The 23,786-nt window shown below is 42.8% G+C and carries 25 protein-coding genes and 4 pseudogenes; 21 read left to right on the top strand and 8 right to left on the bottom strand.

What is annotated here, in order from left to right; all coding sequences use genetic code 11:
- Window positions 1–3: 3 nt before the first annotated feature.
- The 4 genes from BXP28_RS04305 to BXP28_RS04315 all read left to right on the top strand — a co-directional run bounded on the left by BXP28_RS04305 (window position 4) and on the right by BXP28_RS04315 (window position 2,695).
- Window positions 4–1,179, top strand: coding sequence for a glycine C-acetyltransferase (locus BXP28_RS04305; protein WP_036654109.1), 1,176 nt, complete (start codon window positions 4–6; stop codon window positions 1,177–1,179).
- Between the two features lie 547 nt (window positions 1,180–1,726).
- The gene (locus BXP28_RS22440) at window positions 1,727–1,885 is read left to right on the top strand and encodes a hypothetical protein (protein ID WP_024094183.1); all 159 of its coding nucleotides are present in this window, start codon (window positions 1,727–1,729) and stop codon (window positions 1,883–1,885) included.
- Between the two features lie 41 nt (window positions 1,886–1,926).
- Complete coding sequence (locus tag BXP28_RS04310; RefSeq protein WP_144029632.1) at window positions 1,927–2,523, top strand: hypothetical protein; 597 nt, start codon at window positions 1,927–1,929, stop codon at window positions 2,521–2,523.
- Window positions 2,513–2,695 carry a hypothetical protein gene (locus tag BXP28_RS04315; protein ID WP_024094182.1) on the top strand — a complete coding sequence of 61 codons (183 nt, stop codon included), beginning with the start codon at window positions 2,513–2,515 and terminating at the stop codon, window positions 2,693–2,695. Before BXP28_RS04310 ends, BXP28_RS04315 begins: the two co-directional genes overlap by 11 nt.
- A 76-nt stretch (window positions 2,696–2,771) precedes the next feature.
- Here BXP28_RS04315 and BXP28_RS04320 read toward each other — a convergent pair.
- The 4 genes and pseudogenes from BXP28_RS04320 to BXP28_RS04330 form a co-directional block, all read right to left on the bottom strand.
- Window positions 2,772–3,244 (bottom strand): annotated as a pseudogene (locus tag BXP28_RS04320) (GNAT family N-acetyltransferase).
- A gap of 308 nt (window positions 3,245–3,552) precedes the next feature.
- Window positions 3,553–4,293, bottom strand: coding sequence for a Gfo/Idh/MocA family protein (locus BXP28_RS04325; protein ID WP_023483070.1), 741 nt, complete (start codon window positions 4,291–4,293; stop codon window positions 3,553–3,555).
- Window positions 4,290–4,574: a Gfo/Idh/MocA family protein gene (locus BXP28_RS23870; RefSeq protein ID WP_023483069.1), complete on the bottom strand. Its 285-nt coding sequence runs from the start codon at window positions 4,572–4,574 to the stop codon at window positions 4,290–4,292. Before BXP28_RS23870 ends, BXP28_RS04325 begins: the two co-directional genes overlap by 4 nt.
- A 176-nt stretch (window positions 4,575–4,750) precedes the next feature.
- Window positions 4,751–4,930: a hypothetical protein gene (locus tag BXP28_RS04330; RefSeq protein WP_036654111.1), complete on the bottom strand. Its 180-nt coding sequence runs from the start codon at window positions 4,928–4,930 to the stop codon at window positions 4,751–4,753.
- A 414-nt stretch (window positions 4,931–5,344) separates the two neighbouring features.
- On the opposite strand from BXP28_RS04330, the gene BXP28_RS04335 reads away from it, so the two are divergent.
- From BXP28_RS04335 to BXP28_RS24940, 6 genes are all read left to right on the top strand, one after another.
- Window positions 5,345–6,685 (top strand): sodium-dependent transporter, encoded by a 1,341-nt coding sequence (locus tag BXP28_RS04335; protein WP_024094178.1) that lies wholly within the window; start codon window positions 5,345–5,347, stop codon window positions 6,683–6,685.
- A 345-nt stretch (window positions 6,686–7,030) separates the two neighbouring features.
- Entirely contained in the window at window positions 7,031–8,929 is a 1,899-nt protein-coding gene (locus tag BXP28_RS04345; protein ID WP_036654118.1) for an OPT family oligopeptide transporter, read from the top strand.
- Between the two features lie 9 nt (window positions 8,930–8,938).
- Window positions 8,939–9,316 (top strand): PqqD family protein, encoded by a 378-nt coding sequence (locus tag BXP28_RS04350; RefSeq protein ID WP_046655158.1) that lies wholly within the window; start codon window positions 8,939–8,941, stop codon window positions 9,314–9,316.
- 98 nt (window positions 9,317–9,414) lie between these two features.
- The gene (locus BXP28_RS04355; RefSeq protein WP_036654089.1) at window positions 9,415–10,095 is read left to right on the top strand and encodes a helix-turn-helix domain-containing protein; all 681 of its coding nucleotides are present in this window, start codon (window positions 9,415–9,417) and stop codon (window positions 10,093–10,095) included.
- A gap of 41 nt (window positions 10,096–10,136) precedes the next feature.
- A complete protein-coding gene (locus tag BXP28_RS04360; RefSeq protein ID WP_313769640.1) occupies window positions 10,137–10,832 on the top strand; it encodes an IS3 family transposase in 696 nt (231 codons plus the stop codon).
- Complete coding sequence (locus tag BXP28_RS24940) at window positions 10,787–10,960, top strand: IS3 family transposase (protein WP_077584913.1); 174 nt, start codon at window positions 10,787–10,789, stop codon at window positions 10,958–10,960. The genes BXP28_RS04360 and BXP28_RS24940 overlap by 46 nt, the downstream gene beginning before the upstream one ends.
- 181 nt (window positions 10,961–11,141) lie before the next feature.
- Here the strand turns inward: BXP28_RS24940 and BXP28_RS04370 are convergent, their stop codons facing one another.
- Window positions 11,142–12,143, bottom strand: a complete 1,002-nt coding sequence (locus tag BXP28_RS04370; protein ID WP_023484990.1) for a metallophosphoesterase family protein — start codon at window positions 12,141–12,143, stop codon at window positions 11,142–11,144.
- Window positions 12,144–12,503: 360 nt separating this feature from the next.
- On the opposite strand from BXP28_RS04370, the gene BXP28_RS04375 reads away from it, so the two are divergent.
- Both BXP28_RS04375 and BXP28_RS04380 read left to right on the top strand, forming a co-directional pair.
- Window positions 12,504–13,295 (top strand): polysaccharide deacetylase family protein, encoded by a 792-nt coding sequence (locus BXP28_RS04375; protein WP_077584914.1) that lies wholly within the window; start codon window positions 12,504–12,506, stop codon window positions 13,293–13,295.
- Between the two features lie 60 nt (window positions 13,296–13,355).
- Window positions 13,356–14,000 carry a YkyA family protein gene (locus BXP28_RS04380; protein ID WP_023484992.1) on the top strand — a complete coding sequence of 215 codons (645 nt, stop codon included), beginning with the start codon at window positions 13,356–13,358 and terminating at the stop codon, window positions 13,998–14,000.
- 48 nt (window positions 14,001–14,048) lie between these two features.
- Here BXP28_RS04380 and BXP28_RS04385 read toward each other — a convergent pair whose 3' ends face one another.
- The 3 genes from BXP28_RS04385 to BXP28_RS24945 all read right to left on the bottom strand — a co-directional run bounded on the left by BXP28_RS04385 (window position 14,049) and on the right by BXP28_RS24945 (window position 15,816).
- Window positions 14,049–14,612: a GNAT family N-acetyltransferase gene (locus BXP28_RS04385; protein ID WP_023484993.1), complete on the bottom strand. Its 564-nt coding sequence runs from the start codon at window positions 14,610–14,612 to the stop codon at window positions 14,049–14,051.
- Window positions 14,613–14,869: 257 nt separating this feature from the next.
- On the bottom strand, window positions 14,870–15,598 hold the full coding sequence (locus tag BXP28_RS04390; RefSeq protein WP_367869695.1) for a DUF3471 domain-containing protein: 729 nt from the start codon (window positions 15,596–15,598) through the stop codon (window positions 14,870–14,872).
- Window positions 15,599–15,654: 56 nt separating this feature from the next.
- Window positions 15,655–15,816, bottom strand: a complete 162-nt coding sequence (locus tag BXP28_RS24945; RefSeq protein ID WP_077584916.1) for a serine hydrolase — start codon at window positions 15,814–15,816, stop codon at window positions 15,655–15,657.
- Between the two features lie 459 nt (window positions 15,817–16,275).
- On the opposite strand from BXP28_RS24945, the gene BXP28_RS04400 reads away from it, so the two are divergent.
- From BXP28_RS04400 to BXP28_RS04430, 9 genes and pseudogenes are all read left to right on the top strand, one after another.
- Window positions 16,276–16,461, top strand: a complete 186-nt coding sequence (locus BXP28_RS04400; protein WP_024094172.1) for a hypothetical protein — start codon at window positions 16,276–16,278, stop codon at window positions 16,459–16,461.
- Window positions 16,462–17,077: 616 nt separating this feature from the next.
- Window positions 17,078–17,215 (top strand): annotated as a pseudogene (locus BXP28_RS04405) (transposase); the annotation flags it as partial.
- 155 nt (window positions 17,216–17,370) lie between these two features.
- Window positions 17,371–17,652: a hypothetical protein gene (locus BXP28_RS23875; RefSeq protein ID WP_024094171.1), complete on the top strand. Its 282-nt coding sequence runs from the start codon at window positions 17,371–17,373 to the stop codon at window positions 17,650–17,652.
- A 17-nt stretch (window positions 17,653–17,669) separates the two neighbouring features.
- Window positions 17,670–17,954 carry a hypothetical protein gene (locus BXP28_RS23880; RefSeq protein ID WP_250645406.1) on the top strand — a complete coding sequence of 95 codons (285 nt, stop codon included), beginning with the start codon at window positions 17,670–17,672 and terminating at the stop codon, window positions 17,952–17,954.
- Between the two features lie 820 nt (window positions 17,955–18,774).
- Window positions 18,775–19,221: pseudogene (gene epsC, locus BXP28_RS04415) on the top strand (serine O-acetyltransferase EpsC); the annotation flags it as partial.
- 138 nt (window positions 19,222–19,359) lie between these two features.
- Entirely contained in the window at window positions 19,360–19,875 is a 516-nt protein-coding gene (locus BXP28_RS04420) for an AMP-binding protein (RefSeq protein ID WP_036654122.1), read from the top strand.
- A 67-nt stretch (window positions 19,876–19,942) separates the two neighbouring features.
- Window positions 19,943–20,988 (top strand): IS630 family transposase gene (locus BXP28_RS04425; RefSeq protein ID WP_096761125.1). Its coding sequence is split into 2 segments (ribosomal slippage): window positions 19,943–20,446 and window positions 20,449–20,988, totalling 1,044 coding nucleotides; the frame shifts between segments, so codons are not numbered across the junction.
- A 29-nt stretch (window positions 20,989–21,017) separates the two neighbouring features.
- Window positions 21,018–21,788 (top strand): annotated as a pseudogene (locus BXP28_RS25515) (amino acid adenylation domain-containing protein); the annotation flags it as partial.
- Between the two features lie 63 nt (window positions 21,789–21,851).
- Window positions 21,852–23,768: a condensation domain-containing protein gene (locus BXP28_RS04430; RefSeq protein ID WP_437435897.1), complete on the top strand. Its 1,917-nt coding sequence runs from the start codon at window positions 21,852–21,854 to the stop codon at window positions 23,766–23,768.
- The last annotated feature ends 18 nt before the right edge of the window (window positions 23,769–23,786 follow it).

Below are 23,786 nucleotides of genomic sequence, written 5' to 3' on the forward strand. Positions count from 1 at the left end.
AGTATGCCTGATTTTTCGAGCTATCAAGAGGAGTTGGAACATCTTAAAAAAGAGGGACGCTATCGTCCGTTAACCATTTGGGATAGCGCCTCGGACAAATGGATGGAGTTTCAGGGAAGACGGATTTTACAGATGTCTTCCAACAATTATTTGGGGTTTACAGGCCATCCGGTACTTAAAAAGGCTTGCATGGAGTTCTTGGAACAATACGGAGTTGGAAGCGGATCTGTACGTACCATCACCGGCACCCTCCGGATTCATGATCAGCTTGAACAGGAATTGGCCGCATTCAAAGGTACTGAAGCCGCACTTGTTTTTCAATCAGGTTTTACGGCAAATCAGGGTGTACTTTCATCCATTCTGTCTGACCGGGATATAGTAATCAGCGATGAGCTCAATCATGCCAGTATTATCGACGGAATCCGCCTAACGAAAGCTGCCCGGAAAATATATGGTCATAAAGATATGAACCAGTTGGAAGAAGTATTGAAAAACAGTACGTCTTATCGGCATAAAGTTATCGTAACTGATGGTGTGTTCAGCATGGACGGGGATATAGCACCGCTGCCTGATATTGTTCAGCTGGCAGAGCGCTATGATGCTTTCGTTTATGTCGATGACGCCCATGCCAGCGGAGTACTCGGCAAATACGGGAAAGGGTCCACAGATCATTTTGGTTTACACGGAAGAGTTCATTTCCAGATAGGAACCCTCTCCAAAGCTGTTGGAACTGTGGGAGGCTATGTGGCCTGCGAACAGATTATGAAGGAGTGCCTGATTCATAAGGCCCGTTCTTTCCTTTTTAGCACCTCGCTTCCTCCCGCAATAGCAGCAGCCAGTCTGGCTGCAATTCGTCAGCTTCAACAAAGCGAAGAGCTGATGAAAACCCTCTGGCAGAATGACTCCTATTTCCGGGAAGGCTGCCGTAAACTTGGACTGGACACGGGAGCAAGTGAAACCCCAATTATTCCAGTTATTATCGGAAGTCCGGAGCAAGTGATGAAATTTTCCGACCGTCTGCTGCAGGAAGGCATATTCGCACAAGGAATTGTTTATCCTACCGTAGCTATGGATAAGGGACGAGTCCGTTTTATTGTGACGGCACAGCATACCCGTAAGGAGTTAGACTTTGTTTTAGGAAACCTTGCTTCCATAGGCCGTGAATTCGGACTCATATAATCCGGCATTCACCCGTCAAGTTCCCGATTAATTAATACCGGGGGGGACCATCTGTTTTCTGATGGTTTCTCCCGGTATTATTCTTATTTGCATCTTGGCAGTGAAGCATTAATTGATTAAAATAACACTCAAGCATCCATTTGGCGAAAATTGGTTTTTCGATAATACTTAAGCGTTTTCTTACATTGTTTTGATACTGGCTTAACAGAAAGGCTTTACACTTAAGTGCAGGTAGACAGGATTAAGGGAGGAAAACCCATGGTAAGCAGAGAAATATTGCAGGCATGGCTGCACGGATTTGAAAAAGCGGGTCATTCAGCGGCACCGCTCTGATAGCTCATCACGGAGAGCCGGTTTTACTGGAGGCCGTAGGATTTACGAACAGGGAACACAACCTTCTAAACAGGCAGCTTTATTGAACAAACGGACCGCACGGTAACCCATATGGAGGTCATCCATGCTCTTCATCATAAAAAAGCCGTACTGGTCTATGTGGATGAAGTAGTACTAAAGCAATATTTTCAGCTTAAGAAAGGGATCCAGACAATTGAGCGGGGAGTATGTAGCTGAACACCGCAGCAAACCCAAATTCAGAGACATGCTGAGCCGGCTTGAGAACCATGCTGAGCTTCCTCCGCAGGTGGACCCTTATGTCTGGCTGTTCCTATATGATTTAAACCAGAAAACCTTTACCTTCAGGCGATGAAATATGGGATTAGCATAGATTGGAAAGCTCATTTAAGCGATATGCTGAGAAGAAGTGCTGTCCTGCTTTCCATGGGCAAAGAGATGGAACGGAAGTTTCAGCTCAGTGATATGTATGATCGGGCTTATGGAATGCTGCAAAAACTGTTTGAAACGATTTCCTTCACCATTCGGATAGAAGATCTGCCCAGATGCCTGTATATCTTGCAGAGCAGCATGAGAGGGGCGGAGATTTGTTACGACTACGCACCTTACACCAAGGAAATGATTGGAATGATCGCACCTTGCAGTGGAGTAATTCTATATAAGGATAACGGCACTTCTATAAAATATGTGGGCGGATGCGGGGATGTACGGGGCATTTCAAACATCCGTCTGACGGATACGAACAGTTATATTGCGAGATCTTACCAGTTGAAGCAGATGACATTGTCTTATACCGAACTTAAGCAAGTCTTTTATTTTTGTCTGCCCAAAGGGAAATATGTAATTACATTTCATTTTCCGGCGGACGCTTCCTGGGACGAGAACAAGTTTAATACTTATCACCATGAAGCACTTCATGGTATAATTAAACATAATATGATGATGCTGCAAGTCATTGATGTCCTGATAGGAGGGCTAATGGGTGAAAGATAATAAAATCGAGGTTATGAAAGAGAAACAGGGCGGCAGTGCAACGCTAGAGAATGTCGTGTTGTTTGCTGTTTCAAAAAAATCGCTTTCCGAACTTCTGGAAGAAGAAATGGACTATTACCATACCGATAATGAAATGATGCGGGCTAAACTGAATCAGGCTCTGCAAGGCTAGGGGATTCAGGCGTAAAGGCAATTACTCGTTGTGGGACAAGGGTAATTGCCTTTACTATTTTTGGAAACGTCAGGCCTTATCGGTCATGGCTGAAATGAATGCTCATACGGATCATGTCCCGGCATTGAATGCCGTTTTCAAAGATAGGTTCGGGATAATAGCGGGTAAAGAAATCCAGATCGACATGCGTGATGCGGAACCCGCATTTTTGATAGAGAGCAAGTTGATGCACCCCGAGTTTCCTGTTCCCACTTCTAATGATGCGGCACCTTTTTTACTGGCCGTCTCAATGGCATGAAGAACCAGCTTTTTTCCGATCCCCTGGCCTTGGAAGTCGGGAGCGACCGCCACATTGACAAGTTCCAGCGTGTCCGGTCTGGTAGGCAGGAGTACATACACTCCGACGGTTGAACCATCCAGCTTTGCTGTCCAGCACTTTCCGCGGCTAAGATAATTCCTTACTCTTTGTTCGGAAGGGTCGGCATCCAGAAGAAGTTCGAAAGGGTAAGGGTCGGATGAGGGATGGGGGGATATTACAAGTAGGGACATTTCATGCTTCCTCCTAATTTCTGGTTAATTTTACTATCATTTAGCCTACTGCTAAGTACGGTCTTTATATTAATACTTTTGTACATTGTGTATGGGTTGCAATTAGCAGCCGCTTCATTAAGAGATTGATGATTTTTCAGCCCCTTGTATCTCAAGTATGGGAACATTATATTTATTTGGATACCTATAGTTAGTAAGGCTGGTATCTGGAATGTGGCCGTATTTTATTATCTATATACCCGTCTACAGTAACAATGGCAATAAGAAAACACGTTCCTCCCAGATAGAGAAACGTGTCAGGCAACAGTTTAGAAGAAAATGCGTTTATTTTCCCGCCCGGATTGGTAAATGGCGGCAATCATCCGCTGGGTTTTCATAGCTTCATGGCCATCCACGAATGGTTTTTTTCCGCTGCTGAGATCAGAATAAAACTCCTTGATTTGCTTGTAATGGCTTACACCCCAGTATTGTTTTACACCTTCCCCGTAATCAATCACTTCATCGGGATTTTTGTCCCTGGACATTTCTGTTCCATCGTTATAATGAATAATGGCGCGGTCTGCAACCATCTTGGCAATGCCCTTTTCGCAGTGAATTTCAATTTCGACCGGTGCATCAGTGGAGTAATAGTTTACGGCCCAAAACCCCGTTACAACTCCGTTCTTATATTTGATCACGCCTTCCGCACTGTCTTCCACTTCGATCCGGGAATGGGCGCGATTGCTGATGGCAGCGTCAACGTACTCAATCTCGTCATTCACAAACCAACGCAGCAAATCCAATGTATGAATGGCCTGATCAATGATTACGCCGCCGCCTTCCTTGTCCCAGGTTCCTTTCCAGTCGCTATGGCTGTAATATTCATCGGACCGGTTCCAGGTTACAAAACACTTGGCACCCAGTATCCGGCCAAGACTTCCGTCGCTAAGGGCCTGTTTTACCATTTGGGAACCGGGGTTGTATCTGTTCTGGAATATAACGCCCAGAGTAATATGGTTCTCCGCCGCCGCTTGAACCATCGCTTCGGCATCTTCAAAAGAGATGCTCATCGGTTTTCTGTCAGCACATGTACCCCTTTGCTTGCGGCATATATAGCCATTTGGGGGTGGAGATAGTGGGGGGTTAAAATATGGACCGCATCCAGCTTCTCCTTCTCGATCATTTGCTTATAATCTGTATAAAATGGAACCTGATAACGCCCACCTGCCTGACTAGCCCTTTCCTCTTTAACATCGCAAACAGCCGCAAGTTCAGCTTCCGGTGTCAGCCCGACCGAAGCTGCATGCATGGGAAAAATATTTCCGCAACCAATAAGTCCAACTTTGTACATAATCAGTCTCTCCCTTGCTTCTACTTAAGATGATTAAAGCATTTACATTCTTTATTCTAAGGGGATTCGGGAAGTAGGAACAATGGCGGTTTTTGCAAAATTTATATTGTTTTTTGCCATGTATCGGCCGGAGAGTCCGGGACTAACTTCACTGTCTTAGAAACGCAGGGTCTTTTTTATGACCCGCCGGTCCGCCTGCGCTGATTATTCGGTTTCTTGTTATTCTGGGTTTTCAGCACTTTAGTGCCTGAATCATGGAATGAGGAGGGCTTTTTTGCCTGTTCCTGTTTTTTTTGAGCCAGTTTTTGCTTTACAGCTTCGGCGAGACTGATTTTTTTAGGTCCATCTTCGGACATTGTACCACCTTCTTTTGAAAACATAACCATACTTGAGATTTGTGCCTGAATTGGTAAAGATATAGACAAAAAAGCTAAATCTTATTGACGAATGGGTCATCCAGTAGTTTTATGAAATTGATTCTATTGTTTAGGCTTTTTATTTTTACATACAAGGGAATAGTTTTGGTATACCTAACTACTGCCGGCATCTTTTAACAGAATGTTTTATCATGAGGATTATGGGCGGTATATTGATTGTTATCCTAATTCTAGACATATCAATATCGGAATGAGTAAGCACCGTTGGTTCAAATCGAGAGTAAATTATCACCAGCCCTTGTGAAATATGATTCTTATTTTTTGAATAATATCTAGTAGAATTTAGGCTTAGATAGTAGCTGGATTAAAAACTCAAGAATGGGAGAGAAGAACATGAAGACTTCAGAGCAATGGACTTCAAAACTTGGATTTATTCTGGCAGCGGCAGGTTCGGCAATTGGGCTCGGAGCCATTTGGAAATTTCCTTATGTGGTAGGGACATATGGAGGAGGGGCCTTCTTTCTTCTGTTTGTTTTTTTTACGGTAGCCATTGGACTTCCCCTTTTGCTGGCAGAGTTTGTAATTGGGCGTTCCTCCGGGAAGGAAGCCATCTCTGCCTATACATCAATAGCTCCCGGCAGCTTCTGGCCGTGGGTAGGAAAAATCGGGATTGTTACTTGTTCTATTTTACTTTCTTTTTATAGTGTAGTGGGTGGCTGGATTTTACTCTATCTTTGGAAATCCGTTACCGGAAACCTATTGGGTACGGAAGCAGGTTATAAAGGGATGTTTGAAGGTATAATTGCCGATCCGCTCCTTGCAATCGGCGCCCAAGTCATATTCATGGTGCTGACGATCGTTGTAGTGGCACGAGGTGTACAGAATGGCATTGAAAAAACAAGCAAATATATGATGCCAGCTTTATTTTTACTGTTTCTTGTATTGATTGTCCGGGCTATTACTCTTCCGAATGCGATGAAAGGGGTTTCTTTCTTTTTGTCGCCTGATTTTACTAAAATTAACGGAAAATCCATTTTGGAAGCCATGGGGCAATCTTTCTTTTCATTAAGCGTCGGGGCTTCGGTAATGGTAACCTACAGTTCCTATCTGGATAAAAAGGAAAGCCTGACCCGCTCGGCTGTTTCCATTGTCGGGTTGTGTCTGATGATCTCCCTTATGGCGGGATTCGCGATTTTTCCTGCTGTGTTTGCTACCGGAATAGAACCTACGGCTGGACCCGGACTACTTTTCATTGTGCTTCCTTCTGTATTTGAGCACATTCCGTTCGGGGGTTTATTTCTGTTCTTATTCCTGATTCTGTTTTTATTCGCTACCCTTACTTCTGCATTTTCTATGCTGGAGATTATTGTGGCGGCAGTGGCCAAAGGGGAAACGTCCCAAAGAAAAAAAAGGTCATGGCTTATCGGGATTTGTATCACGGCAATTGGCGTGCCGTCTGCTTTATCTTATGGCGTCATGCAGCATGTTACCTTGTTCGGAAAGACTGTGTTCGACCTGTCCGATTATCTGGTCAGCAATATTTTGCTTCCCCTTGGAGCCTTGCTCATTGCGTTTTTCGTCCCGTATAAAATCAGTAAGGATGTTCTTTACCGGGAATTTACAATGGGTTCAACTAAGGCTAGAAGGTGGTTTGCAGCCTGGCTGCTTGCATTAAGATATATTATTCCCGTTGTCATAATCCTTGTGTTCTTAGGGCTTCTTGGACTTGTGTGATCTTTTTTCTATCCTTTTACTTATGCACTGTGGTAAAATAAAAGTTATCTCAAAATAGATAGAATCCATTCCTTTAAATGGCTGGGTGAGCATTTCATTGATAGTTATCAATGATAGATATAAAATTTTGCATGATCCCAATGTGGTTGAGACGGTACCAGATAGTATTCGAAATGATTTAATTTTCAATATTATGTCACCAATTATCGTTTCAATTGAATTATTGCAAAAATGCTCATATAGTAAAAGCGGCTCAGATTTTCAAGACTTTAAACCGGTCCGAATAGAAAGACGAGTCGTGAAATGGATTCAGATAAAGAATCAAAAGAAGTGAGGAGAAAGGATATGGACAGAAATAAAAAATTCGTACCTTACGTCCCGGCGTCAAGGTCGCTGCCAGAACTTACGGTACTTGCCATCGTATTAGGAATTATTCTGGCAATTATTTTTGCGGCTGCAAACGCATATTTGGGGCTTAAAGTAGGTATGACCGTAAGTGCGTCCATTCCGGCTGCTGTAATTTCGTTAGGGATTCTCCGTGGGATTTTTAAGCGGAAGTCCATTTTGGAAAACAACATTGTCCAAACGATGACGACAGCAGGGGAAGCGGTCGCGGCAGGAGCAATTTTTACCCTTCCTGCTTTATTTTTGTGGGAAGCCAATCCCAGCCAGATACTCATCAGCTTTATTGTATTAGTCGGCGGTTTTCTTGGTGTTATTATGATGATCCCGCTTCGCCGTATGCTGATTGTAAACGAGCATGAAACACTTCCTTACCCGGAAGGAACCGCTTGTGCGGAAGTCCTGATTTCCGGCGAGGAAGGGGGAAAAAGCGCTGTTTTGGTTCTATTCGGTTTTATCGTCGGCGGGCTGGTCAAAGTACTGGGTGATGGTTTTAAACTGTTCAAAACAAGTGTGGAAACCAACATTGCCGGATTTAAAAATGCCGTAATTGGTATGGATACGTATCCGACCCTGCTCGGTGTCGGCTATATTATCGGGCCCAGAATTTCGGGTCAAATGTTTGCCGGAGGGGTACTGGCCTGGCTCGTATTTATACCGATGATTTCTTTCTTTGGCGCTTCTGCAGGAATGGTGGCTCCTGCGGCGGACAAGGCAATAGGGGCCATGTCTGCCATGGATATTTGGAGTAATTATATCCGCTATATCGGGGCGGGAGCTGTAGCGACAGGCGGTTTGATTACCCTCGTGAAAACTCTCCCTATGCTATACGGATCACTCCGCGATACGTTCCGTTCGTTTAAAAATAAAAATCATGGAACGACAAATGATAAAGTAGATCGCACGGACCGCGATATTCCAGCTTTATATGTAGTTCTTGCCGCAGCAATTCTGATTATTATCATTGCCGTAGCGCCTTTGACAGATGTCGGATTTATCGGAGCCATTGCTATTGCCATCTTTGGATTTCTCTTTGTAATGGTTGCGTCCCGGATTGTAGGCTTGGTCGGAAGTTCATCCTCGCCAGTATCCGGTATGACTATTGCTACTTTATTGATTGTTACGTTTATCTTCAAGATGACAGGCATGACGGGTTCGAGCGGTATGGTTGCTGCTTTGACTGTAGGTGCTATCGTTTGTACAGCACTGGCTGTTGCCGGGGATATTTCCCAGGACCTGAAAACAGGGTACCTCGTAGGCGGAACTCCTTGGAAACAGCAGGTGGCCATGATGATCGGGGTTTTGGTTTCCGGGCTTACAATCGGCTTTATCCTCTCGGTACTGCATCAAACTTATGTAATGGGCTCAGAACAACTTCCGGCACCTAAGGCCATTTTAATGAAGATGATAGTAGAGGGCATTATGTCGAATAACCTTCCATGGGATCTGATCTTTATCGGGGCAGGCGCTGCTGTGATGATCGAGTTCCTTGGACTGAACTCTTTGACTGTTGCAGTCGGTATTTATCTGCCGATTACAACAAGTGCCCCTATTATGGTTGGGGGGCTTGTCAAATGGCTTGTAGATTTCCGCAACAGGAATAAGGCACCGGAACTGGTGAAGTCCCGTGAAGAAACAGGAATTCTGTTTGCATCAGGTCTTATCGCAGGGGAATCTCTCCTAGGTGTGGTTATTGCCATTATCATTTGGCTGGCTCCAAATGCAATTGGGGATAATCCGCTCTTCACAAACAACCTTCTTCCAACAGTTGTCTTCTTATTCGTTGTAGCTTTGCTCTACTTTGTAATTATGAGAGCTAAACAAGTCAAGACCGGGAAATAGGTGGAAATGATGAGCTTTCTAAAATCAGTGAGAAGAAAAACCGCAGAAGACCGCAATCTTCTGGATATGAAACCAATGTTAAAAGATCATATCCGATTCGTTTCGGAGGAAGACCAAAGTCGTGTCGAGATCGAACGCAAAAATTGGCTCGAGCGCTTATCTGTTAAATGGATGAAGCAGCCTCCGACCCACAATATCCATCTGGACCCGTTGGGAGCAGCAGTTATCCGGCAGTGCGAGGGAACCCGGACAGTACAGCAAATTGCTGATCGGGTTTACGAAGAGTTTGGTGAAGAAGCAGAGCCTTTGCTTCCACGTTTAGTTAAATTTATTGAAATTATGGAACTTAATGACTGGCTTTCTTGGAAACAGGACGAGCCTTCATAAAGAACTGGACAAAGCCCGCTGAGACTTGATATGCTCCCCTCATAGTAGACAGTAGAAAAAACAAAAACATCTACTCTACAATGATGGGAGTTTTTACAATGTCCAAAAGGAGTCCAACTTCTTTAGAGGTAAAGCTACGTGTCGTAAAGCGATGTCTTCAGAATGAGACAAACCCAAGTTATGAGGCGAAACAGCTGGGAATAGACAAAAACACGGTAACAGATTGGGTAAGGAAGTATAAAGCAGATGGTCTTGACGGATTAAAGGAATCCAGAGGATGTAAAGCTTACTCAGAGGATCTGCAGCTGGCTGCAATCAGAGATGTATTATCCGGTAGTCATTCTATACGAGAGGCGACAAAGAAGTATCATATTTCTAGTAAAAGTGTTTTGACGAGATGGATCTCCAAGTATACTAATGGGGTAGAAATAAAATCTACTCGTAAAGTATCTCGTATGAACAAAGGACGTAAAACCACTTTCGAAGAACGCATTGAAATTGCACAGTATACGATCGCAAACGATCTGGATTATCAGAAATCCATGGAGAAATATGATGTTTCTTATTCACAGGTGTACGCATGGGTTCGTAAATATAAATCTGGCGGTGAGGAAGCCCTCAAGGACAATCGCGGTCGTAACAAGCCTGCGGAAGAGTTGGATGATCATGAACGACTCAAGCTTCGGATCAAAGAATTAGAAGCACGGAACGAGTATTTAGAAATGGAGAACGCTCTGGCAAAAAAGTTGGCAGAGATCCGGCGACGACATACACGCTAACGTTAGTCCGACATGCAGACTGGTATCAAGCTATCCAAGAACTGCACGCTGAGAAAGGCTATGCCGTCACGAAGCTGTGCAAGCTAGCCGGAGTCGCTCGATCTGCCTATTATAAATGGCTAAAATGGAAACCATCCATCAGGGAACTTGAAATCCTTTCATTGGCGAAGGAAGCGAAACTTCTCTATGACAAGAGAAAGGGTGTACTTGGTTATCGTCAAATCCGCACACAATTGAACCGGAAACTCAAAAAGAGTTACAACAAAAAACGTTATTATCGAATCATGCGCGCTCTTGAATTAAAAGCGGTGATTCGCAGGAAACGACCGAATTACGTGAAATCCTCTGCAATACATGTGGCTGAAAATGGGATGAACCGCGGGTTTCACGCGGACTCTCCCAATTTAAAGTGGTGCACAGATGTCACAGAATTGAAGTATGGGAATGGTCGTAAAGCCTATCTGAGTGCTATCGTTGATGTATACGATAACTCCATCGTTTCATGGGTGTTAAGCCCCTCCAACAACAAAAAACTCGTCATGGATACGGTGAATAAGGCCTACTGGAGGACTCCACTTCTGCATAGCGACAAAGGCTTCCAGTATACTTCACATGAATACAGTCTACTTCAGCTTAAGTACGGTTTTACTAAAAGTATGTCTCGGGTGAGCCGATGTCTAGATAATCAACCATTGAACGATTTTGGGGTACATTTAAGGCAGAAAGCTTTTATCTAAGGAAACACGACACCTATGAAGACGTTCTCAAAGACGTGAGAAATTATATCCACTACTACAACAATTACCGCTATACAGAGCGTTTAAGTGGCCTGTCTCCCAGCGAATATCGAAAACAAGCTGCATAAAAATGAGAGAAGAAAATAAAACCCTCAGTTCAATTTAACAGAACTGAGGGAAACAAACTAACTGTTTTTGTTTTTTTACACTGTCTACTTGACAGGGGGCACTTCAGACTTAACTCAGCGGGCTTTTAGTATGGCGAATTCGTTAAATGTCACATTACTGCTGTTTGAGTAGGGGGAATCCTTATTTTCTAGCTATAGGCACTGAGAATTGGGCTTCCGGAATCCACCGGTTCCGGTAGAAATCTCGTCCCTTGATTGAAACGTGATCCTCAAAGACCTCGACATAAAGCCCCTCACTTTCTTTTGGGTCTACCATCGTTTCTCCTCCCGCGTTATTCTCTGTCCACAACTGATAGACCGAAGAAGAGTTTATCATCGTGAACGTATCCCGGACCAGCGTTCGGGGCAGTTTCAATTCCCAATGTGTATGACCACTGAAAAAAAATACTTCGGAGTATTTGGAAAGAATCTTTTTGAGTGCTTCATGTTGTATTACCGCACGGTTGTTTACACAGCAAAAGGAGGTTCCGGATACGGTATCCGGAAGAGGTTGATGTAAAAACACGAAGACAGGTTTTTTGTTTTTGCTTCGATTCTCCAACATATGGTCAAGCCAGCTAAGCTGCTCATCGGATAAATAGGCATCCTCAAGATTATCAGGGTTAGACTGCCTATATTGTTCGGACCCAAGGAAAAGAAACGAATAGCCCTTTACTTTTTTCTCGTAATATACTTTGGGCTGCTTTGCAAATTGTAGGAACCGGGTGATCGATTCCCGATCTGTGATTCCATTAGGAAACGTATCCGGACTCCACTTTCCGTCAGCGTTCGTCCAAGCCTGATAAAACTCGTGATTCCCGATAGTATAGAACATGTTGCCGGGATGAGGGACCTCCTTCAGCAGTTCTTTGAGTTTTGTGTAATCCGCTATTTTTCCATCCGTCAGATCCCCATTGATCACCATGGCGTCAGCTTTGGGATTAATGCGGTGTAAATCCTGCAGGGCCGCCTTAAATTTATCATGCGAGCGGCTATCCCAGGATTGAACATGGATGTCGCTAATGACCGGGAAAGTCAGTTTGGGCTTGGATACGTATCTTTCAGACCGGGCTTCAGCTTGAAAAGCAAAGGAAGAGCATAATAAGGTTAATGCCGCCGTACAAGTCACCATCCATTTTCTCATGACCTGAGTCTCCTTTCTTCTTCAACCTTTAAACACTCCCCCGCTGCTCCTGTAATCTCACCTCCTTTTCATAAAAATATCATAAATTACCATACATTACTATAGTCAAGAATAGATTAATAGATTATGTTTTGCGGCTAAAGTTTCATATAAGAACCATGGGGTCTGAACACCCTCCGTGCAGCACGGCACGCCGGAAGAGACGGGCGCCAGGAAAAAAACGGTGAGCGTAACATTCATTCATCCTTGTCGAACATTGTAACTTGGTTGTAACGATCCTTTTTTTTATGTGTAGTAGAGTAGGAAATGAGTTTACTAGTTACATAGATTGAATAATAAAATAAAAAGAAGGTAGATTTCATGAGACAAAGAAGTGATAAAGCAAGAAGGAAAAAAATAGTGGGACGTACTTTACTGGCTGTAGTATGTCTGCTAATCGGGATCGGTATATATTCCTTATTTTCATCAGTCGTTCTATCCGTAGATGCCAAAGAACATCACGAAACACCGGCTTCTTTCCCCGCTTATGAGGTCGTGAATATGAATAAAAATTCTCCCATTGAATACGGCGGGGTAAAACGTAAAATCGTATACCTGACTTTCGACGACGGACCGAGCCCGTATCAGGGGGAATTCCTGGATGTTTTAAAGCAAAATAACGTGAAAGCCACTTTCTTTATGGTAGGACAAAATATGACGCCCGAACGGGAAGCGAATATGAAACGGGTAGTGGAAGAGGGTCATTATGCGGGTCTTCACAGCTTTACCCATGATTATAAGCGTTTGTATAAAAGCGGGGGATCGGCCAATTTTATTGAAGAAAACAAGAAAACTGCAGCATTAATAAAAAAGATAACCGGGTCTGATCCCCACTTGATAAGAGCACCTTACGGCAGCGCTCCGCAAATCGGGGAGGCATTCCGGGGGGATATTGCGAACGCTGGATTTAAACTTTGGGACTGGACTATTGATTCGGAGGACTGGAAATATTTGGATCATCCGGCTAGGATAATGAACAATGTGATTCCCAATTTTCACCGCGATGTGGAAGTCATCTTGTTTCATGAGAAAAAAACAACACTAGACATTTTGCCACAAATAAGTTTGAAGCATACAACGAAAAGGAGCATTTCCCTTAAACTTCCATCATGATAACCGCCTCTAGTTAAAACAGTATAGTGGATCAAAGAAAGTAGAAAAGAGGAGATTAGCTTGGACTTACGGAAAATCACATTCAGCATAATAGCAGCATCAGTAATATTTGGTTTAACAGGCTGCTCGCAGCCTATAGATCATACTTTAAGCACTTACTCGAAGGCTCTGGAGGCCGAAAATAATGGCCAGGATCAGCTTGTAACGCTGGCCGGGGAAGAGAAGAAAGGCCAGCAAACGTATCAGCTTCTTTTGGAAAAAGGGAAAGCTGACAAAAAACCGCCGGAAGAAACATTGAAAGAATGGAAAGGAAATATTGAACAAAGAAAGCAACTGCTAGACCAGAAAAAAACAGGCATTACACAGGCGGAAGAAAGACTGAAAGGCATTGATAGTGAGATCGGCAAAATTAAAAGCGGGGAATTAAAAGAAAAAGCTGTAAAAATGAATCAGGCTTACCAAGATAGAATAAAAACTTTTGGGGACCTTTATGGAGCTTACGAGAAAGCCTTTGAACAAGAAGAAGAGTTAGTAAAAAGCTTTGAAAAAGTTCCTACCGACTTAAATGAAATCAAGACTAAGGTAACTTCTTATAATGATTCTTATCAGAAAGTAAACGAGCTTAAAAATAAACTCAATAAAGAAACAGACCAGTTTAACCAAGCCAAAGATTCACTCTATCAATCTGCTGTTAAGAAAGGATAGATAGAAGAGCCCATAAATCGGATATTGTTTTATGGCTCTTTTTTTACTTTAGTTACGATTCCATTGACTTGCCCATTCAGTATACTCGTTTTTCAATTTTGAATACATGTGAAGGTCAATAAAGTTTCTTCTGGATTTCTCGTATTGTCTTAATGTACCCTCAAATGAAAAACCGAGTTTATTCAGAAGTTTGATCGAGTTCTTATTCTGGGGTTCTACTTTTGCTTCAATTCTGTTTAGGTTTAAATCGTTATATGCATAATGTAATAAAGCCAGAACAGCTTCAGGAGCAAAACCTTTCCCCCAAAAATCTTTGCCTAAATCGTAGGCAATTTCCGCTCTGGCGTTTTCAAAGTCAAAATAATTAAAGCCACAAGAACCAATAATCTGATCCGTCTTTTTCAAAAATATAGAATAACGGATTGCTTTACGTTCTGACGTCAATTTACTCAGAAAATGAATCATTTCCACTGCTTGGTCAACATGCTGAAACGGTGCAATATTCATAAATTGTGTAACATCAGGGTCAGACCAAAAAGAAAATAAAGCGGGTGCATCGTTAATTTTTATTTGACAAAGTCTTAATCTTTCTGTTTGCAATTCAGCATTCACTAATTATATCCTCCGTTTGTTTATAGTTTGGATTGAGTATATGAAAATGGTACCAGGTATTGTTTATTCCTTTCTGTAAAACGTGCTTATATACTATTTTAGCATACCATTTTATCTTATGTCTTTTAACAATATTTTCACGGATTCCAAAGGGGACGTAAGCTCTTCGGGATATATCCCGCCTCTGTTTACAAGCCATTTGCTCCTTATATGGTTTCTAAACAGTTTAAAGCGGCCGGTTAGACCGCTTTTTTCTTTCAGCTTTTCTTTTTCAAAAAAACAATCTCCTGTACAGTTGGTTCCAGAGGCAGTTGTAAGCTTTTGGCCATTCCGGCGGGGTTCACTGAAAATGTTACAGGCAGTCCTGCCTCGGAAAGAAAAATGTTACTCTTATCATGAATTAACTCCCACTTGAACGTTCGGAACGTCATGCTAAGGTCATCACCATTCATTATGATTTCTATTTTTTCGTATGCAGGGTGCTCATAGACTCCGGTATAGTCCTTAAGGGGCAGGGAAGCTGGCTCCGGTTGTTCCATAACAGATGACATGAGGTCGTCTGTTACCATTACCATGTCATCAAGTTCCTTTTGTTTTTGCTTAAAACGCTGATTCCAGCCCACTTGTTTCACACCCAGCCATTCGTCATAAATATGGTAAGCTATACAATCCGTCAAAAGTGTCGATTCCCTGTTTACAAGAGCCACAATACCAATGTTATCATCGGGCATAAAAGACATATGAGCATAAAAACCGTCAATACTGCCTGAGTGGTGGATCATGCGGTGTCCGCGGAATATATCAATAAACCAGCCAAGCCCGTAGGTAGAGAAGGGGATTTCGGGAAATTTACCGGGACCTGTGATCATGTTCGGGAAATGTGTTTCCGCCAGCCTCTCTTTTGAAATAAGCCTGTTCTCCTTAGCATTACCTTGGTTTAGCTGGAAGGAAACCCATTTCGCCAAATCCGCGACTGAAGTCTGCAATGCCCCGGCAGTACCCGCTACATCTGTCGAAAAAGGAATTTCCGTATTTTGTCCGTCTACTTTACATAAGGAAGGGCATAATTTTCTGTCTGTTTTACTTCTTCTAAGGTCAGGTAAGTATTCTGCATGCCAAGTGGGGCAAGTATCCGCTTTTGTGTCCATTCTTCCCATGAGGTATCCGTTATGGATTCTATCAAAAAACCTAGCATAGTATACATAACGTTAGAATACTGCCATGTTTTTCGAAAATCTTCATTCGCTTCCAGTTAGAATCTGACTCTTTTACATACCAAGCGTTCAGTCAATTAAAACATATACCATCTTTTATGCAGAGTAAATTTTTTAGCTGCCATTTTATAAAAATTCAAGTAAAATAGGCATTGTAAAATCTATCCGAAAAAATGAAACTTATGAGGGAAGATCATCTGGTTTGAAAGCCTCAGACAAATAAACAGACCCTTATTCGCACTTTGAATGGCTGTTTCAGATTCTTTCCCATCTCGTACACCACAGCGGCCAGCTTGTTGCTTATTTGACTCAATTGTCACCGGAAATTAAGGTTCGATTGTTTGAATAGGAGGACAATGTCATCCTGGTTAAGAATGTGAAAAAAATCACATATAATATTTGAAATGTATGTTAATCTATAGATGTAAAGAAGAAAAGGAGTGATTAAAATGAAACCAGCTGTTCAAGAAGATTTGGTAAGCAAATATATGCTTCAATTTTGCTACAATTGTGAAAAAAATCACGAATGTACAACGGAAGAACACTGCCGCCATTGTTTTGCCGAACAAGGGCTTCATGAAGCAGACCACGAACAGAATGAAACCAAACGATTGCTCCATATGGTCTATGCTTAATGAGCTGCATCTAAGAATCGTTCAGTCTTATATAAAATTTTCTGGAATTGCCTTCCCGCCTTTTTAGCAGAATTTAAGTCAGCTGAAAAGGTTTTTTCTTGTTTGGGGTGGCCTTGATAAACAATGAATTTGTTCGATGATTGACAATTCTACAAGAACAGGCGCATGATGAGGAAAAATGTGAAAGCTTTAGTAACAACTGGGATGAAGAGTAAGTAAGCTGCAGTCAGACTAACCAGAGAGCCAGTGGGTGGTGTAAACCGGATAGTCCCTGTAGCCGAATGGACTTCGGAGTTAGCTCATGGAACGGTAATCAAGTACGTGAGCCCGAGATTCTCACCGTTACCAGGAGAAGAGTATCGATAGCTTGATACATATGTACATAGCTTTTCGTACTTAATGAAAGAGCGACTCCGGCTATAGACGGGAGAACGAAAGGTGACACCGCGGGTAAGGGGCTGTCCCAAAATCATTGGAAATGACAGAAGAGGGATGATTCTTTTCTCAAGATTGTAAAACAAAAGAAAACCGTTCTTTAGTAAAATGGAAGTGACACCCACCATTTGTATATTCAATAGAAAAACTGCGCAGTGAAAAAGGATACGCTTTTTCGGTTCGACGTATGGTAGAACCGGAGAGTGTATTCGGGCAAATGAAAAATAACCGGGGATTCAGACAATTCCTGCTTCGCAGCTTAGCGAAAGTAAGCCTGGAGGTCGGGTGGCTTTCGCTTGCCCATAATCTGCTGGGGTGACAGACGATGAACCAAAAAGGTCGAGTTCGAGAGCCAATATGAGCTCTGACTCGACCTTTTTGTACAAAGATCAAGTTGATTTATAAGCCGTGGCTGTTTCACAGACAGCCCCTTTTTTGCTTTTTCTCGAGGATTAATTTAAGGGGTAATGGCCAATGGAGGACGGTTGGCGGTGGTTTACTCGATTATATCTGCAAAAGAAACAACGGCTTTTCATTAGACTTTTGAGGAGGATTAACTATGAACAAAGAACGTTGTTAACAGGGGACTGGGTAACCGGAAAACTCCATCTTGGCCATTATATTGGAAGTCTGCACAGCCGTGTAGAACTGCAGAGCAGGTGCGAGACCTTTCTTCTGCTTGCTGATGTGCAGGACCGACAACCCACTTTGATCAACCTAGTCTTGTCAAACAGCATCTATTCGAAATTGCCTTAGATTACCTAGCCGCAGGTATCCATCCGGATCAGTCTGCCATCATTGTACAATCGCTTGTTCTGGAGATAGCCGAACTGAAGGTATTTTATTCCATGTTCGTAACGGTGTCTGCGCTAAGCCATAACCTGACAGTGAAAATTGAATCGAAGGATAAAGGTTATCAGGACATGTATTACGGATTTCTCGGTTATCCGGTCAGTCAGGCGGCTGATATTACCGTATTTAAGGCAACGGTTGTTCCGGTGAAGAAGCCCAGACTTAAGGGAGGATTCCCTGGGAAAAATAGGGTGTATACATTGTAAGGCTCTTCTTACGGATTCTCTTGAATTCCTTCTGATGCGGATGCGGGAACGAAGAGCTTATTACGCAGCTCATCTAGGAACAGTTAAAGAAATAGTCTATGAAGGAACCAGGAAAGCACGTTCAATAACCTGCAGTACTATGGAAGAAGTAAGAGAGGCTATGACGATGAATTACTTTAAATAGAAATAGCCCTCCTTGGTATCTACTGGAAAAAGGCTGAATTATAAATTCTTAAAACCAGGCTGTCTCAGAAGTGGGTTTTCTTACTTGAAGGGGCAGCTCTTTACTAATAATCCTCCCACGATATTTGTGCTGATTAATCTGTTTCTAATCGATATACCTACTTATTGACTTATATAGTAAATTATCCCATTCGGAAGCGCTCTAACCACTGAAAGAGGCACAAAATCGACAAAAATAGAGAATACAAATTGTATACAATTTTGATAGAATGAAATTGTCAAGGGGAGATTATTTTTCATTATTATCGCTCACTACTTTATGAAGGGTTATACAATTTTTAATAATTTACTTATTTTATGAATTCTCTATCTATCAAAAACCCCTTGAATACAGTTTATAAAGGAGGTTTGGGATTAGTTAAATAAACAGAACGTATCTAAATTTATATTTAGCAAGCCAAATCGAACCAAGGTTAGAATTTTGAGTGAAGCAAGATTTCAAACATTTCCAAAATGGTCAGAGTTAATTGACCATTTAGCAGTTCATTTAAAGCTTCCGTTGTTTTTCCTGCCGCTTTACTATGATTCCTCGTATGTGTAAGAGATTTATCATCTTACTTAGAAGTGAGGGGGAGTCATGATAAAGGAACTAAGAAAAGATGTTCACTTTATTTTGGAAAAGGACCCGGCCGCCCGAAATAAGCTGGAAATTCATCTTATGCTATCCGGGTTTTCACGCTATAATCATGCATCGAATTGCGCATTTACTGTATCGGAGTCATTTTTTTCTACTGCCACGCATGCTTTCCTTGTTTAATAGATTCATAACAGGGATGGATATTCATCCTGAGCAAAAATAGGAGCTCCCATATTTATAGACTATGGTATGGGAGTAGTGATAGGTGAAACAACTTACATCGGCAGCAATGTAATCATTTATCAAAATGTAACTCTTGGCGGTACAGGAAAGGAAACGGGGAAAAGACATTCAACCATTGATGAAAACGTTACCATTTATGCGGGAGCCAAAGTGTTGGGTTCGATTAAAATAGGGAATCACTCTAAAATAGGAGCAGGGGCAGTTTAAATATCCTACAGTAGACTTACCAAGGCATTTATTTAAAGCGCTCTCACAGTGAATCGTCTTCTTTAGCAATTTCCAAGAATGATTGCCCAGTTCAAAGGATAAAAAACAGTGAAAAACTCAAAAGGAGGGTGACCTTTGAATAAACAAAGGAATTCTATAAGTAGACAACCGTATGAACACCAATTTGCCTATTGTGGTCTGCCAATCCATGAATTGTTCGAACAGCAGGTGGACCGGAACCCGGATCAAACCGCGGTTGTCTTCAAAAACGAACAGGTAACCTACCGCCAATTAAACGAGAGGGCCAATCAGTTAGCCGGAGTACTTATGGCTAGAAAGGTAACTACCGATACAGTTGTCGCCATTATGCTTGAAAAATCTGTAGAAATGATCGTAAGTATTCTCGCTGTGCTTAAGGCCGGAGGTTGTTATCTTCCCATTGATATAGACTATCCAGGGAATAGAATTCAGTACATGTTATCTGATAGTCAGGCAAAGATCTTGATTACCACGAAGGAAATATCGCAGAATATCCGCTTTGAAGGGGAACACGTACTGCTGTATGACGATTCGATCTGGCATTTTCCTAAAGAAAAACCGAACGTCAAAATTCAGTTAACCGATCTATATAAGTTGAATCAATATTCTTAGCAAACCTTGGCAAGGAAAAAGGAACCATTTGTCGAATAAGAAACAGATCAAGAATAGACAAGTGGGGATGACAATGGATAAACATACCGAACTGGCAAAAGTAACGGCAGCCATGCAACAAACCAAAGAGCGCCGAATGTATGAACGCTACCAAGCGATCTATTTGCATTTGAAAGGCACATCCATGAAGGCGATCGCTGACATTTTGAATCGAAACCGAATGACGGTGAGCAGTTACATTCATACGTACGAGAACGGTGGACTGGGAGCCTTGCAAATCAAGCATTCCTCAGGTGCTCCTACTCGGTTGACGAAGCAGCAGCAGGATCGCTTGAAACAAACCGTCGCCTATTCGGTTCCCCATGAGGTCGGCTTTACGGCAAAGCACAACTGGACGCTTGAACTGATTGCCACGTACGTGGAACGCGACTGGGGCCATTGCTATTCGCTCCGAGGCATTTCCAAGGTCATGGAGCGGCTAGGGCTCAGCTATACGAAACCGACCTACACGCTCGCAGCAGCAGATCCCAAGAAACAACGCCATTTCACCGAAACGACCTTTCCTGAACTGAAAAAAAGCTACTGAACGAGGAGATTGATCACTTGCTGTTCGAGGATGAGTCGATGATCCGGGACTACCAGGCGATTCAGAAGACCTGGTTCCTTCGCGGGAAGCAACGCATCATTCCAACCACGGGCAAGCATCGTGGGGTCAAACTGCTGGCCACGGTTGACTATGAAACGGGACACATCGTTTGGCAAGAAGATGAACAGTACACCGCTGAAACGTTTCTTTCCTTTCTTCAAAAGGTCATGGCGACTTATCCAACAGGGAAACTGGCTCTGGTTTTGGACAATGCCCGGATTCATCATGCAAAGCTGCTTCGGCCGTTTCTGGAAGCGCAAAAAAATCGGCTTGAGCTTGTGTACTTGCCTCCATACAGCCCTCAGTTAAATATCGTAGAAGGACTCTGGAAATGGCTCAAGTCCAGTGTGATCAATAACGTATTCTATTCGGCCGTTTCCGAAATCCGTCTGCGTGTCGGGCAATTTATGGATGAAATCATGAAGCATCCTCATGCCATTATTGACCGGCTGTGCGTGCGACTTTGATTGCTATTTTCTTTCGTTCAACTTATATAGCCTACGTGATTTATACATCAGGGACTACCGGCCAACCAAAGGGGGTTATGGTCGAGCATAAGGGAATTGCCAACCTGAAAGTGGTTTGGGAAGAAAGTTTTGGGATATCCCCCCGGGACAGAATAGGTTTTTTTGCCAGCATTTCATTCGACGCTTCGGTTTGGGAAATATTCATGGCTTTACTGAATGGAGCCACATTATATGTGTTGTCAAAGGAACTCCTAAGCAACCTATGTGAATTTCAGAACTATCTTGGAGAAAACTCGATTACAGTTATGACTCTGCCGCCTTCCTATGCTCAATACCTGGATCCGGTATCCCTTTTTGATCTAAGGTTACTCATTACAGCCGGTTCCGCACCATCACAGAGTCTTGTCAACAAGTGGAACCAAATTGTTACTTATGTAAATGCATATGGACCAACAGAAACAAGTATATGTGCCACAAACTGGATAGCGCCTAGGGAATGGTGCAATGCAAGTCATATCCCTATTGGGACTCCTATTCGTAATACACAGGTATATATTTTGGATGATAACCTGCAACCGGTTGCAACCGGTGAATCCGGACAGCTATGGGTTGGCGGCGTCGGATTAGCCAGGGGATATCTAAACCGGCCGGAACTGACCGCTGAAAAGTTTATCGATAACCCGTTTATTCCCGGTGAAAAGTTGTATTGCACGGGGGATTACGCGAGGTGGCTGTCTGACGGGAATATAGAATATCGCGGCAGAATGGACCATCAAGTGAAAATTAGGGGATACCGCATCGAACTGGGCGAGATAGAAGCGGTTCTCCAAAAACATTCCGGAATTTCAGAAGCTGCTGTACTCGTGAAAAAAGATAAACTGGGGAACCCGTTTTTGTCCGCTTATTATGTTGCAGAAAAAGAAATACCCGGACATTTACTGCGCTCTTATATGGAAAACGAATTACCTCATTATATGGTTCCCTATCATTTTTATTGTATAGAAAACATGCCGCTAACGGTGAACGGAAAAGTGGACCGTGAAAAACTGCTTCTGCCTGAATATAATCAAGAAACTTCTTCCAAATATACAGCCCCCCGTAATGAGTTGGAATTGCTTCTGGCTGAAGTATGGAAAGATGTCTTGGAAGTAGAGGAGGTAGGAATCGATGATAATTTCTACCTGCTTGGCGGAGACTCCATTAAAGCTATTCAGATGGCTTCTAAATTGTACGAGCACCAATTAAGGCTGGATATGAAAGACTTGATGATGAATCCGACAATTAGCACCCTTGCACCTGTAGTAGCCTTTATTGAACAAGAATGCGACCAAGGGATTGTTCAAGGCGAAGTACCGTTGTCTCCTTTTCAACATTGGTTCTTTAAGAAGCAGTTCACGGCCATGCATCATTGGAACCAGTCGGTTCTGTTATATAACCCGGAGGGGTATAACCAAGATATTCTGCAGACGGTACTAATGAAATTAATTGAACATCATGATGCATTACGGATGGTATATACGCTTGATGATTCATTTCCTACGCAGATAAACCGGGGAATAGAAGGGAATTTGTTAGGCTTTTCTACTTTCGATGTTTCTGGGCAAACGGATGCGGGGCAATTTATTCACCATGAGATAAAGAGATTACAGAGCCGCATGGATTTATCCCAAGGGCCTTTAGTTCAAGCAGGGCTGTTCCGTACGGCGGAAGGTGACCATTTGTTTTTGGCCATTCATCACCTGGTTATGGACGGCGTTTCATTTCGCATATTGCTGGAGGATCTGTCTAAAACATATGAACAGGCCATGCATGGGGAATTAGTGGTTCTCCCAAGTAAAACAGATTCTTACCAGACTTGGACAACCAGGTTATTGGAATACTCCGCTTCCGGCGAGTTTCTTAAGGAGATTCCATACTGGAAAGAATTTGAGCGCAAAGTATCGTCTGTTCCCCTGCCTAAAGACAAAACAGCTTCAGAACATAAAGAGAAGGACAAGCGTTCTATCCAGCTGGAACTAACCGGGGAACAAACGCAGCAATTGCTTAAGGATGTTCACCGGGCCTATCATACGGAAATCAATGACATTCTTCTGACCGCATTAGGCCTGACTATTCATGGTTGGACCGGGCAAAAACAGGTTTTATTGAATCTGGAATCTCATGGCCGCCACGATATTCTCAAAGGAGTTAATATTTCCAGAACAGTCGGATGGTTCACCTCCCAATGTCCCGTAATATTGGACATGTCTTATGCGGATGATGTATCTCATGAAATAAAGGTAGTCAAAGAGAATATTCGGAAAATTCCGAATCAGGGAATCGGATACGAAATGCTACAGTATTTGACTCCCGCTGAGATGCGTTCCGGCCTTTCTTTTTCACCGGAGCCGGAGATTTGCTTTAATTATCTTGGCCAATTGGACAAGGGAATGAATTCGGAAAGATTCGCCCAATCCCCATATAGTAACGGAGCATCGTTAGGGCCTGACGGCGAAGGGAATATTGGGGAGGAAAATGAGCTGTATTTTCCGCTCTTTTTGACCAGTTATATTCAACACGGCCGGTTTCAACTCGTAATTTCATACAGCGGAAAGCAATATCATCAGAGCACAATGGCTCATGTAGCTAACCTGTATAAGCAGCAATTGCTAAATGTAATGGATCATTGTCTGAAAAAAGAAAAAGCAGAACGGACACCCAACGACTTCACCTGTTCAAATCTGGAACTGAAAGAACTTGATCAGGTCTATGCGCTGCTGGAACAATCTTTAAACCAATAAAAATCTAAAAAGGTGGGA

It is taken from the genome of Paenibacillus larvae subsp. larvae (genome assembly GCF_002003265.1).
GTDB lineage: Bacteria > Bacillota > Bacilli > Paenibacillales > NBRC-103111 > Paenibacillus_H > Paenibacillus_H larvae.

Bases quoted from the DNA above. Each gene is read 5' to 3' on its own strand.
- BXP28_RS04375 (WP_077584914.1), top strand. From the start codon at position 12,504: ATGAGACAAAGAAGTGATAAAGCAAGAAGGAAAAAAATAGTGGGACGT.
- BXP28_RS04325 (WP_023483070.1), bottom strand. From the start codon at position 4,293: ATGAGCATCTCTTTTGAAGATGCCGAAGCGATGGTTCAAGCGGCGGCG.
- BXP28_RS04330 (WP_036654111.1), bottom strand. From the start codon at position 4,930: ATGTCCGAAGATGGACCTAAAAAAATCAGTCTCGCCGAAGCTGTAAAG.
- BXP28_RS24945 (WP_077584916.1), bottom strand. From the start codon at position 15,816: ATGTATACTATGCTAGGTTTTTTGATAGAATCCATAACGGATACCTCA.
- BXP28_RS04400 (WP_024094172.1), top strand. From the start codon at position 16,276: ATGAAACCAGCTGTTCAAGAAGATTTGGTAAGCAAATATATGCTTCAA.
- BXP28_RS23870 (WP_023483069.1), bottom strand. From the start codon at position 4,574: ATGTACAAAGTTGGACTTATTGGTTGCGGAAATATTTTTCCCATGCAT.
- BXP28_RS04370 (WP_023484990.1), bottom strand. From the start codon at position 12,143: ATGAGAAAATGGATGGTGACTTGTACGGCGGCATTAACCTTATTATGC.
- BXP28_RS04345 (WP_036654118.1), top strand. From the start codon at position 7,031: ATGGACAGAAATAAAAAATTCGTACCTTACGTCCCGGCGTCAAGGTCG.
- BXP28_RS23875 (WP_024094171.1), top strand. From the start codon at position 17,371: ATGGAGGACGGTTGGCGGTGGTTTACTCGATTATATCTGCAAAAGAAA.
- BXP28_RS04310 (WP_144029632.1), top strand. From the start codon at position 1,927: ATGCTGAGAAGAAGTGCTGTCCTGCTTTCCATGGGCAAAGAGATGGAA.
- BXP28_RS04350 (WP_046655158.1), top strand. From the start codon at position 8,939: ATGAGCTTTCTAAAATCAGTGAGAAGAAAAACCGCAGAAGACCGCAAT.
- BXP28_RS04355 (WP_036654089.1), top strand. From the start codon at position 9,415: ATGTCCAAAAGGAGTCCAACTTCTTTAGAGGTAAAGCTACGTGTCGTA.
- BXP28_RS04305 (WP_036654109.1), top strand. From the start codon at position 4: ATGCCTGATTTTTCGAGCTATCAAGAGGAGTTGGAACATCTTAAAAAA.
- BXP28_RS04335 (WP_024094178.1), top strand. From the start codon at position 5,345: ATGAAGACTTCAGAGCAATGGACTTCAAAACTTGGATTTATTCTGGCA.